Genomic DNA, 11,855 nt, shown 5'->3' with positions numbered 1-11,855 from the left:
CCGACGGCCGGACCCCCCACCGGTGTTTCCGGTCGTGGTGTCGGTAAGGCGGTGGGGCACCCGGAGCTATGGTCGAAGGTGGTCCGACGGCCGGCCGGGTGCCGACCCGGCTCCGGGTTCCGGCCCGGCCCCGACGAAGCGGATCACCCGAGAGGCACCAGAGGCGGCAGACGATGACTGTGTACGGATCCTTCCCCGGCTCGCGGCCCCGGCGGCTGAGGGTGAACCCGGTGATGCGGCGGATGGTCGCGGAGACCCGGCTGCACCCGGCGGATCTCATCCTCCCCGCCTTCGTACGGGAGGGGATCGCCCGCCCCGTCCCCATCGCCGCGATGCCCGGTGTCGTCCAGCACACGCTGGACACCCTGCGCAAGGCGGCGGTGGAGGCGGCCTCGGCGGGCGTCTCCGGGATCATGCTCTTCGGTGTCCCCGAGGACGCCAAGAAGGACGCGGCGGGCACGGCGGGCACGGACCCCGAGGGCATCCTCCAGGAAGCGATCCGCGCGGTGAGGGCGGAGACCGGCGACGAGCTGATCGTCATGTCCGACCTGTGCCTGGACGAGTACACCGACCACGGCCACTGCGGTGTGCTGGACGTGGAGGGCCGTGTCGACAACGACGCGACCCTCGAACGGTATGCCGAGATGGCGCAGGTCCAGGCGGACGCGGGCGTCCATGTCGTCGGCCCCAGCGGCATGATGGACGGCCAGATCGGTGTGGTCCGCGAGGCCCTGGACACGATCGGCAAGGAGGACGTGTCGATCCTCGCGTACACGGCGAAGTACTCCTCCGCGTTCTACGGTCCCTTCCGTGAGGCCGTGGGCTCCTCGCTCAAGGGCGACCGCAAGACCTACCAGCAGGACCCGGCCAATGTCCGGGAGTCCCTGCGCGAGCTGGCGCTCGACCTCGAAGAGGGCGCCGACATGGTGATGGTCAAGCCCGCCCTGCCGTATCTGGACGTCCTGGCGCGTATCGCCGCCGAGGTGGACGTGCCGGTCGCGGCGTACCAGATCTCCGGTGAGTACGCGATGGTCGAGGCGGCGGCGGAGAAGGGCTGGATCGACCGTGACGCGGCGATCCTGGAGACCCTGACGGGCGTCAAGCGCGCGGGCGCGAACATGATCCTGACGTACTGGGCGACGGAGGTCGCGCGGAAACTCTGATGTCGGAGGCTGCTGGTAGAACAGGGCGCACCGATGCCGGACCCCGGAACCTCGGGGCCGGACCCCAGAACCTCGGGAGCGCCCCTTGTCCTACGTGCAACACGTCGAGCATTTCTACGGATTACCCGTACTGACCGTTCCGCCGTACACACCCGCCACGGCGCTGCCCGACGCCGCTTCCGTCGCCTGGCGTCTCTACGTCGGGCCGTATGTGAACGACGAGGACTACGAGGCCTATTGGGACCGTTTCATCAGCACGGTGGAGCTGGAGAAGGTGCGGGCGCTGGTCTTCGCCCATGGCGCGCACTATCTGTCCAACGAGGTGCTCATCGATCTGAGCTCCCGGCTGACCGGTCTCGAAGCGCTCTTCCTCAGCGACCTGGAGGACGACGAAGAGATGATCTCCACGATGTACCAGTCGGATCTCGCGCCGCTCCTGGACGCGTTTCCCGGTCTGCGGGAGCTCGTCGTCCGTGGCGGGGAAGGGCTGGGCTTTCCCGTGACCGGTCACGCGGGGCTGCGGGCGCTGCGCGTCGAGTCCGGTGGGCTGCCTCCCGAGGCGGCGGCGCAGATCGCCGCGGCCGATCTGCCCTCGCTGGAGCGGCTGGAGCTGTGGCTGGGCGAGGACGACTACGGCGGCGGCACCACCGTCGAGCAGCTCGCCCCGCTCCTCGCGGGTGAGGGCAAGCCCGCTCTGCGCCACTTGGGCCTCCAGAACAGCCCCATCCAGGACGAGTTGGCCGCCGCGGTGGCCTCCGCCCCGGTCGTGCCGCGGCTCACCTCGCTGAGTCTGTCCATGGGCACGCTCTCCGACGAGGGCGCGGAGGCGCTGCTGCACGGGCAGCCGCTCACCCACCTCGAGGAACTCGATCTCTCGCACCACTTCCTCAGCCACGACATGATGCTGCGGATATGGACGTCGCTGGAGCCCGCGGGGGTCCGGGTGAACCTGTACGGAAGGAAGGACGCGGAGGACGACGGATGGGAGGACGACGAGGAGTTCGGTACCGGCGGCCGGTATGTCGCGGTGGCCGAATGACCGCCGCGCCTGAACCTCGCCGTACACGCCCTCCGTACCCGCGCCCGCACCCGTCCCGAAAGGTCCACGATGTCGAACAGTCCTGAATCCCAGGATCCGGAGGACCTCCGGATCACCCGCCTGAACGTGGGCCGTGAGACCTCCTGGGTGCAGCCCGACCGGCGGGTGCCGTACGGACATGTTCTGTACGCCGCGGGCACGTTGGGGTGCGCTCCCGCCGCCATCGTGTCGAGGCTGACCGCACTGGGGTACGCCGACTTCGAGCTTCCCGGCACTCCGCTGCCTCTCACGGCCGACAGGGACGACGCTCTGCTGATCAAGGAGGAGGGGTACAACCTGTCGTGGCTCGAACTCGGCAAGCCCGTGTCGCTGCGGCACATACTCGCCGCGGCGGGGCGGGCGGGCCGGAGCCCCGCCGATGCCGCCCGTCGGCTGACCGCCTTCGGCTACGCGGTCCCGGCCGGCCGGCCGCTGCCCGAATCCCCGGAAACCCGGGACCTCGCGCTGATCCGTACGGACGGCAGGGGCGACGGGGAGTGGCTGGAGTGGGGCGATGAGGTGCCCGCACACCATGTGCTCAGCGTGGCGGCGGTGCTCGGGTACAGCCCGCACCAGGCCGCCATCCGTCTGATCGGGCTCGGCTTCCGGCTGCCCTACACCCCTGAACCCGGGGACGAGCGGATCCTCGGATACGGGACCGGCCACAGGATCTGGCCGTCCCCGTACTCCGCCGTGCCGAGCGGGCATGTCCTCGATGTCGCACGGGAGACGGGCCGGCCGCAGGCCGCCGTCGTCGCCCGGCTGGCGGAACTGGGCTGCCGGACGGACGCGCCCCTGCCCGACACCCAGGAGAAGGACGACCTCCTTCTCCTCAGCCAGGAACTCGACGGCCGTGCGCCCTGGTTGCCGGTCAACGGTGCCGTCGGGGTGCAGTTGCGGCACATACTGCGCGCGTCCCTCGCGACGGGACGGACCCCGGCGGAGATCACCGAGAGACTGGCCACGCTGGGACACTGGCTGCACGGTAACGCGAAGGTGCCCGCGGTCGCGGACGTGGCGGACATCCGGCTGCTGGAGACCGTCGACCGCTCGTTCCTGGACAACGTCCACCTCGAACACGTCCTGCGCTCCGCGAGTCTGACGGGGAGAAGCCCGGCGGAAGTCGCGTCGCGGCTGACCGCCCTCGGCTACCAGCTGCCGGACGAGGTGGACTACCCGGAGGTGCGGGGCAAGGTCGCGGCCTGATCGGGGCCCGGCCGCCGTTCACGCAGGTCTTCGGTCGGTCAGGGACGCCACCGGATGAGGGCGCCGGGCACGGGGGACACCGGGCATGGGGGACACCGGAACGTCTGTCATAAACTTTGACCTGGTGAAACGAACTGTCTCTGGAACGTGTTCCTGGGGTGGACCGGCGGGGAGATCGAGGGGGAACAGTCTGTGGCGACGACCGAGGCCGAGGCTTTCGCGGAACTGCTCAGGAAGCTGAAGGACCGCTCGGGGCAGAGCTACGGAGTCCTCGCGGGGAAGCTCCATGTGAGCACGTCCACGCTGCACCGCTACTGCAACGGCGATGCCGTGCCCGCCGAATACGCCTCCGTCGAGCGGCTCGCGAGGCTGTGCGGGGCAAGGGCCGAGGAAGTCGTCGAACTGCACCGGCGGTGGATTCTGGCGGACGAGGCCAGACGGCGGGGGCGGTTGGCCGCGACGGCTGTTCCCGCCGTTGATCCTGATCCTGCTCCCGCCGCAGCCGCTGCCGCAGCGACTCCTCCAGCCCCTGCCGCAGCCGCTGATCCGGCTCCGGCTCCCGCTGCGGCCCCTGCGGCTGAGTCCGAGGTCGTCGAGTCCGAACTCACCGGGGACACGTCCGTCATCGACAGGCCAGGAGGCTCGCGTACCGGGCCGCGGATCAAACGCCTCTGGCTCGTTCTCGCCGCCGCCGCGGTCGTCGCGGTCGTCGTTCCCGCGGTGATCCTCGGAAGCCGGGCCGGACTGGCGTCGGGGGACGATTCCGTCACCGCCGGTGCGACGGACGACCCCGGCAAGCCGGCGGGCGCGGGCAGTGGTCCGCACTCCGCCTCACCCGAGGCCAAGTCGCCGTCCGCGTCGCTTTCCCCCACCGCCTCCGTGTCCCGCTCGGGCGGCACGAGTCCGTCGTCCTCCCCCGGCTCCGGCCGGACGCCCGTGGCCGGCCCTGGCTCCGGCTCCGGCTCCGGCTCCGATCGGGACGCGGCCGGCGGCGCGGTGCCGGTGACGGTGTCCACGCGCCCGTACGCCTTCGAGGACCCGTGCAGTCAGCACTACCTCATCGACCGCCCGCCGACAGAGGTCCCTCCGCCGCCCACCGAGCAGGACGCGCCCGGCTGGGTCAACGCGCTCGGCGGGGTCGCGAGCGAGGGCCAGTACATCGAACTCACCGTGCAGGGCACCGGCAGCGAGACGGTCGTGCTCCAGGCGCTGCACGTACGTGTCGTGAAGAGCGGGGCCCCGCTCGCCTGGACCGACTACGTCATGGGGGTCGGCTGCGGGGGCGGTGTCTCCACGAAGTCCTTCGACGTCGACCTGGACGCGGGCAGGCCCAGTTCCGTACCGAGGGCCGGGCAGCGGGACTTCCCGTACAAGGTCAGCGAGTCGGACCCCGAGGTGCTGTACATCTCGGCCCGTTCGAGCGCGCGTGATGTGAGCTGGTACCTGGAGCTGGAGTGGTCCAGCGGCGAACGGCACGGCACGCTCCGGGTGGACGACCGCGGCAGGCCGTTCCGTACGAGCGGGGCGACGGGACGCCCCGCGTACGAATATCCGCCGGGCGGTACGGAGTGGCTGACGGCCGCCACAGGCTGAGCCCCAACGGGCCGACCGCCGCCAGGCGGTCGGCCCGTCACAGGAACAGCGTCTAGAGGCGCTCGGGGGCCCGGATGCCGAGCAGGGCGAGCCCCTGCTGGAGCGTGCGGGCCGTCAGGTCGCACAGGAACAGACGGTTCTCGACCTGGGCCGGGGTGTCCGCCTTCAGGACCGGGCACTGGTCGTAGAACGTGGTGAAGTGCGACGCGAGCTGGTAGAGATACGCCGCCAGCTTGTGCGGCTCGTACGAGGACGCGACCTCGGACAGGACCTCACCGAACTCGTCCACATGCAGACCCAGCGCCCGCTCCGCCGGGGCCAGGGCCAGCTCCGGACGGGCGGCGGGCTCGGTGTCGCCCGCCTTGCGGAGGATCGACTTGATACGGGCGTACGCGTACTGGAGGTAGACCGACGTGTCGCCGTTCAGCGAGACCATCTGGTCCAGGTCGAACTTGTAGTCCCGTACCGCCGATGTCGACAGGTCCGCGTACTTCACCGCGCCGATACCGACGTACCAGCCGTTCTCGGTGATCTCCCGCTCGCTGAGTCCGGCCTTCTCGGCCTTCTCCCGTACGACCGCCGTCGCCCGCTCGACCGCCTCGTCCAGCAGGTCCTCCAGCCGTACGGTCTCGCCCTCACGGGTCTTGAACGGCTTGCCGTCCTTGCCGAGCACCGTGCCGAACGCGAGCTGGACGGCGCGCACCTCGTCGTTCAGCCAGCCGGCCCGCCGAGCGGTCTCGAAGACCATCTTGAAGTGCAGCGACTGCCGCACGTCCACGACATACAGCAATGACGTCGCGTCCAGGTTCCGCACCCGGTCGCGGATCGCGGAGAGGTCCGTGGCCGCGTAGCCGTAACCGCCGTTGGACTTCTTGACGATCAGCGGGACCTGATTGCCGTCGGGCCCCTTCACGTCCTCGAAGAAGACGCAGAGCGCGCCCTCGGAGCGGACGGCGACGCCCGTCTCCTCCAGGATGCGGCAGGTCTCCTCCAGCATGTGGTTGTAGCCGGACTCGCCCACCACGTCGGCGTCGTGGATCTCCATGTCCAGCTTGTCGAAGACCGAGTAGAAGTAGATCTTCGACTCGTCCACGAAGCGCTGCCAGAAGGTCCGCGTCTCCTCGTCACCCGCCTGGAGGGCCACCACCCGGTCGCGGGAACGTGCCTTGAACTCCTCGTCGGAGTCGAAGAGGACGCGCGAGGCCTTGTAGAGCCGGTTCAGATTCGACATCGCGGTCTCGCCGTCGATGGCGGCGGCCGTCCCCGGGCCGTCCGGGCCGTCGTCGCTCGCCGTGCCGTCGGAACTCGCCGTGCCGTCCGGGCTGTCCGGGTCTCCCTTGTGGTCCAGCTCGTGCGGGTGCTCGATCAGATACTGGATGAGCATGCCGAACTGGGTGCCCCAGTCGCCGATGTGGTGGCGCCTGATCACCTTCTCGCCGGTGAACTCCAGGATCTCGACCATCGCCGCGCCGATCACGGCCGAGCGCAGATGGCCTACGTGCATCTCCTTGGCCACATTCGGCTGCGCGTAGTCGATCACGGTCGTGCCGGGCCGCTCCGCGTACGGCACACCGAGCCGGCTGTCCGCCGCGCGGGCCGCGAGGGTCTCGATGATCGCCCGGTCCGTGATCGTGATGTTGAGGAAGCCGGGTCCTGAGACCTCGGCCTCCTTGATCACGTCAGGGGCGGTCCCCTCGGCGGTCAGCGCGGAGACGACCCGCGTCGCCAGCTCGCGCGGATTGCCCTTGAGCCGCTTGGCGAGCGCCAGCAGACCGTTGGCCTGGAAATCGGCCCGGTCGCTTCGGCGCAGCAGCGGGCTCGCGGGACCGGCCTCCGGCAGAGCTGCCGAGAGGGCGTCCGCGATGCGCTGATCGACGGTCGAAGCGAGGGAAGTGACCGAGGCCATGGGCTGGTGCCGTTCCTGTCGGGTACGGAGGGAAGTCCTGCCCAGTATCCCATGGGGCTACAAGCCATTTTCGCTCTCCCGGGGGGACCTGGGAGAATGGCAGCCGCCGGAATGTTTGGGCGTACGAGAAAGAAGAAGGACGTGCCGATCGTGGCTCAGAGCACCGAGATCGACTGGGTCTCCCGTTTCGCGGACGATGTCATCGCCGAGTCGGAGCGACGTGCGCCTGGCAAACCGGTCGTCGTCGCGTCCGGACTCTCCCCCTCCGGCCCCATCCATCTGGGGAATCTCCGGGAGGTCATGACTCCCCACCTGGTCGCGGACGAGATCCGCAGGCGCGGTTACGAGGTCAGGCATCTGATCTCCTGGGACGACTACGACCGCTATCGCAAGGTCCCGGCCGGTGTTCCCGGTACGGACCCGTCCTGGGCCGAGCACATCGGCAGGCCGCTGACGTCCGTGCCCGCACCCGCGGGGTCGGCGTACCCGAACTGGGCCGAGCACTTCAAGGCGGCGATGACCGAGGCGCTGGCCGAGCTGGGCGTCGAGTACGACGGCATCAGCCAGACCGAGCAGTACACCTCGGGGGTGTACCGCGCGCAGATCCTGCACGCGATGAGGCATCGCGCGGACATCGACGCGATCCTCGACCGCTACCGGACGAAGGACAAGCCCTCGCAGCTCCCCCAGGGCCAGAAGCAGGGCCAGACACCGGGCCAGAAGCAGGGGCAGAAGAAGCCTGAGGAGGCCGAGCTGGAGGCCGCCGAGGGTTCGGGCGCGGCGGCCGAGGACGACGGCAGCGGGGGCTCCGCGGGCTACTTCCCGTACAAGCCGTACTGCGGCGGCTGCGGCAAGGACCTGACCACCGTCACCTCGTACGACGACGAGACGACGGAGCTGGCGTACACCTGCGCGGAGTGCGGCTTCTCCGAGACCGTGCGGCTGAGCGAGTTCGACCGCGGCAAGCTGGTCTGGAAGGTCGACTGGCCGATGCGCTGGGCCTACGAGGGCGTGATCTTCGAGCCGTCCGGCGTCGACCACTCCTCGCCGGGGTCCTCGTTCGTCGTCGGCGGGCAGATCGTGCGCGAGATCTTCGACGGGGTGCAGCCGATCGGCCCGATGTACGCCTTCGTCGGGATCTCCGGGATGGCGAAGATGTCGTCCAGCAAGGGCGGGGTGCCGACCCCGGCCGACGCGCTGAAGATCATGGAGGCGCCGCTGCTGCGCTGGCTCTACGCGCGGCGCAGGCCCAACCAGTCGTTCAAGATCGCCTTCGATCAGGAGATCCAGCGGCTGTACGACGAGTGGGACGCGCTGGAGCGCAAGGTCGCGGACGGGTCCGTACTGCCCGCCGACGCCGCGGCGTACGCGCGTGCCACGGGTACGGCCGCCGGCCCGCTGCCGAGTACGCCGCGCCCGCTGCCGTACCGCACGCTGGCCTCGGTCGTGGACATCACGGCCGGTGCCGAGGAGCAGACCCTGCGGATCCTGAGCGAGCTCGACCCGGCCCGTCCGCTGACCTCGCTGGAGGAGGTGCGTCCCCGGCTCGACCGCGCCGAGAACTGGATCACCAGCCAGGTGCCGGCCGAGGCGCGGACGATCGTGCGCTCCGAGCCGGACCACGAGCTGCTGGACTCGCTGGACGAGCAGGCCCGGGAGTCGCTGCGGCTGCTGCTGGAGGGCCTGGACGACCACTGGTCGCTGGACGGGCTGACCACGCTCGTCTACGGAGTGCCGAAGGTGCTGGCGGGCCTGGCGCCGGACGCCAAGCCGACGGCGGAGCTGAAGGTCGCGCAGCGGTCGTTCTTCGCGCTGCTGTACCGGCTGCTGGTGGGCCGGGACACCGGGCCGCGGCTGCCCACGCTGCTGCTGGCGGTGGGGGCGGACCGGGTACGGAAGCTGCTGGGCGCCTGAGCCCTTGGGCCCCGGAGTTTTGAGCCCGGAGCCCGGAGCCCGGAGCCCGGAGCCCTGAGCCCGGAGTCCTGAGCCCGGAGCTCTTGGCTCCGGGCTCTGCCGTTTCGCTGCGACGTGCTCTTCCGGCTACGCGATGTGCTCGGAGTCCAGCTCCGCCTGGTAGCGGAAGGGGAAGTCGCGCAGGTAGGGGCGCAGGGCACTCTCGGTCAGCGGGCCGCCGTTGCGCCCCGTGATGCCGTAGAGGTCCACGAGGTAGAGGCCGAACTGGCGGGCGTTGGGGAAGCCGCCGTTCTCGCTGATGTACTTCCGGAAGGCTCCGTAGTACGCCTCTTCGCGCGAGACGTCGTCGGGCAGGCTGGGGGTGGGCAGCTCTTCCGACGGCTCCTGGTCGGCGCCGGGTGTGTCGGTGCCGGCCGGCTCGGCCTGCTGCTGGGGCTGTTCCTGCGCGCGCTGTACGGGCACCCCGCCGAGCGGGCGGCTGCGGCCGGGGCCGGACGGGATCATCACCGGTGTCGGTTCGAGGCCCTCGACGTAGGTGGGGTTGTAGGCGCCCTCGTACGCGCCTTCCGGCACCTGCGGCGCGGCGAACCACGGGCTGGTGTGGCCGGCGTTGCCGGCCTGGTTCGGGAGCTGGGGCGGGAACTGGGCCTCAGCGTCGGGCTGTTGCTGCTGCTGGTGTGGTGGCTGGGGCTGCTGCTGTGACGGGGGCTGCGGCTGCTGGCCCTGCCCGTTCTGCTGCGACTGGACCTGCTGCTGCCCGGGTATGGGTGCCGGCGCCTGGGCTTGGGCCTGCGCTTGGGGCTGAGCCTGCGCTTGGGGCTGGGGCTGGGGTTGGGGCTGGGCGTCGGCGGGTATCTCGCCCCGGCCCTGCGGGAGTTCGGCCATCGGGGGCGCGGGCGGCAGCAGCACCGGTTCGATACCGGCGGCGGCCAGACCCGAGGGCGCGGTGTCCGCGAGCGGTACGCCGTACTTGGCGAGCCGTAGCGGCATCAGCGCCTCGATGGGGGCCTTGCGGCGCCAGTTGCGGCCGAACCTCGCCTGGAGGCGCGACTGGTAGATGAGCCGGTCCTGTTCGAGCTTGATGACCTGTTCGTACGACCGCAGCTCCCACAGCTTCATCCTGCGCCACAGCATGAACGTGGGGCCGGGCGAGAGCAGCCAGCGGGTGAGCCGTACGCCCTCCATGTGCTTGTCGGCGGTGATGTCCGCGATCCGGCCGACCGCGTGCCGTGCGGCCTCGACGGAGACGATGAAGAGGAGGGGGATCACCGCGTGCATGCCGACGCCCAGCGGGTCCGGCCAGGCCGCCGCGCCGTTGAAGGCGATGGTGGCGGTGGTCAGGACCCACGCCGACTGGCGCAGCAGCGGGAAGGGGATACGGATCCAGGTCAGCAGGAGGTCGAGCGCGAGCAGGACGCAGATGCCCGCGTCGATACCGATCGGGAAGACCAGTGAGAACTGCCCGAAGCCCTTCTCCTCCGCGAGTTCGCGTACAGCGGCGTAGGACCCCGCGAAGCCGATCGCGGCGATGATGACCGCTCCGAAGACCACGACCCCGATGAGTATCCGGTGCGTGCGTGTGAGCTGCATCGCGGCCACCCGCGATCCCCTCCCGTATTCGACTCCTTATGACGCCGTGCGGCGCCTGGTGACGCCGTGTTCGACGTCGGACAGCCGGTCAGGTACTCGACAACCGGTACCCGACGGCCCGACATCCGGCGGGCACAGCCTGGCACATGTGTACGCATGACGTGGCGCGGGTAGCGTAGCGGGGCCCGCCGAAGAGGGCCGTGCTACGTGGAAAAGCGGAGAAAACGCCCTGCGTGGGGGAGCTGTTCCGGAACTCCGGGGTTCGTTTCGCAACCGCGAGACCGCGAGACCGCGAGACCGCGAGACCGCGAGACCGCGAGACCGCGAGACCGCGAGACCGCGAGACCGCGAGGAACAGGCGGGACCGCGAGGCAGGAACAGGCGGGACCGCGCAGGTGCCGTCCAGAAGACCGCACAGGTCCCCTCGTGGGCGGCCCCGCACCCCCGTACCCCGCACCCCGTATCCCGTATCCGCACCCCGTACGGCCGCGTGCCTACTTGGCCTTGGCGGTCTCCTGGGCGGCGGATTCCCCCGTGGCGGGTGTCTGCCCGGACCCGGCGGACACCGCGGCCACCACTTCCTTCGCCGTCTTCACCGCGTCCTTCGACATATCGGCGATGCTGGGCGACTTCGCGCCCGCGTACCCCGCGCCGTTGTAGGTCAGAGTCAGGACGACGTTCTCCGTACGGGCCACGACCGTGGCGTACGAGAAGTCCTCGTCGGTCTTCTTGAGCGAGTACGTGACGGTCGTCGCCTCACTGCCGATACCGGTCGACGGGGTCGCCTTGAGCTCCTTGGCGCCCTCCGTCCCCTGGACCCCGGCGACCTCCTTCGTGTAGTACTCGGTGGCGCGCTTGGCGCCGCTGCCGAGTGTCACGTCGGAGTCGTACCGGGTGAGGGAGACATCGAGCCAGCGGTACTGCGAGCCCTTGACGCCGTTGTCGTCCAGACCGTTCCAGGAGCAGCTCGCACGCGCGGCGATATCGCTGGACTTGCCGGCCGTACCGCCCTTGACCTTGGCCTTCGGCACGAGCGAGTCGATCGTCTTGCGGCCGATCGTCGCGCAGGCGTCGGGCAGCCCGGTGAACTTGGCGGGGGCGACGGTCGCGGACGGCTGGGCGGTCGGGCTCGTGGCGGAGCCGTCGGCGTCGCTCTTGTCGCCGGAGTCGGAGGAGCAGCCGGCGACGACGAGCATCACCGGAACGGCTGCGCAGGCGAGTATGCGGGTGAGTCGCGAGGCTGATCGGTGCATGGTTCCTTCAGTCGGTCATTCGTCCGGTCATTCGGCGCACGGTCATTCGTCGTACGGTCCGATCGGCCACGGTAACCGGCGAGCCGGGGCCGCGGGTCCTGGATCCGGAGTCCGTGCCCGGCCGAGGAGCGGTCCGAGGCGCGGACGGGGGC

General features: G+C 70.3%; 8 protein-coding genes. 5 read left to right on the top strand and 3 right to left on the bottom strand.

Going from position 1 to position 11,855, the window contains the following annotated elements; all coding sequences use genetic code 11:
* Window positions 1-173 precede the first annotated feature (173 nt).
* The 4 genes from hemB to OG214_RS16695 all read left to right on the top strand — a co-directional run bounded on the left by hemB (window position 174) and on the right by OG214_RS16695 (window position 5,040).
* Entirely contained in the window at window positions 174-1,163 is a 990-nt protein-coding gene (hemB, locus tag OG214_RS16710; RefSeq protein ID WP_363084442.1) for a porphobilinogen synthase, read from the top strand.
* Between the two features lie 94 nt (window positions 1,164-1,257).
* Window positions 1,258-2,202, top strand: coding sequence for an STM4015 family protein (locus OG214_RS16705; protein WP_363084444.1), 945 nt, complete (start codon window positions 1,258-1,260; stop codon window positions 2,200-2,202).
* A 69-nt stretch (window positions 2,203-2,271) separates the two neighbouring features.
* Window positions 2,272-3,447 (top strand): hypothetical protein, encoded by a 1,176-nt coding sequence (locus OG214_RS16700; protein WP_405985171.1) that lies wholly within the window; start codon window positions 2,272-2,274, stop codon window positions 3,445-3,447.
* A 192-nt stretch (window positions 3,448-3,639) separates the two neighbouring features.
* Complete coding sequence (locus tag OG214_RS16695) at window positions 3,640-5,040, top strand: helix-turn-helix domain-containing protein (protein WP_405985170.1); 1,401 nt, start codon at window positions 3,640-3,642, stop codon at window positions 5,038-5,040.
* A 52-nt stretch (window positions 5,041-5,092) separates the two neighbouring features.
* On the opposite strand, the gene argS is transcribed toward OG214_RS16695, so the two are convergent.
* Window positions 5,093-6,946, bottom strand: a complete 1,854-nt coding sequence (gene argS / locus OG214_RS16690) for an arginine--tRNA ligase (RefSeq protein ID WP_405985169.1) — start codon at window positions 6,944-6,946, stop codon at window positions 5,093-5,095.
* A gap of 141 nt (window positions 6,947-7,087) precedes the next feature.
* Here argS and lysS point away from each other — a divergent pair, with 141 nt between their 5' ends.
* The gene (gene lysS, locus OG214_RS16685) at window positions 7,088-8,860 is read left to right on the top strand and encodes a lysine--tRNA ligase (protein ID WP_405985168.1); all 1,773 of its coding nucleotides are present in this window, start codon (window positions 7,088-7,090) and stop codon (window positions 8,858-8,860) included.
* Window positions 8,861-8,986: 126 nt separating this feature from the next.
* On the opposite strand, the gene OG214_RS16680 is transcribed toward lysS, so the two are convergent.
* Window positions 8,987-10,459 carry a DUF2637 domain-containing protein gene (locus OG214_RS16680; protein WP_405985167.1) on the bottom strand — a complete coding sequence of 491 codons (1,473 nt, stop codon included), beginning with the start codon at window positions 10,457-10,459 and terminating at the stop codon, window positions 8,987-8,989.
* 485 nt (window positions 10,460-10,944) lie between these two features.
* The gene (locus OG214_RS16675; RefSeq protein ID WP_382861358.1) at window positions 10,945-11,703 is read right to left on the bottom strand and encodes a DUF3558 domain-containing protein; all 759 of its coding nucleotides are present in this window, start codon (window positions 11,701-11,703) and stop codon (window positions 10,945-10,947) included.
* Between the last annotated feature and the right edge of the window lie 152 nt (window positions 11,704-11,855).

It is taken from the genome of Streptomyces sp. NBC_00872, assembly GCF_045161915.1.
Lineage (GTDB): Bacteria > Actinomycetota > Actinomycetes > Streptomycetales > Streptomycetaceae > Streptomyces.
The sequence above is the reverse complement of the archived record's forward strand: the minus strand, read 5'-3'. Positions and strand labels throughout refer to the sequence as shown.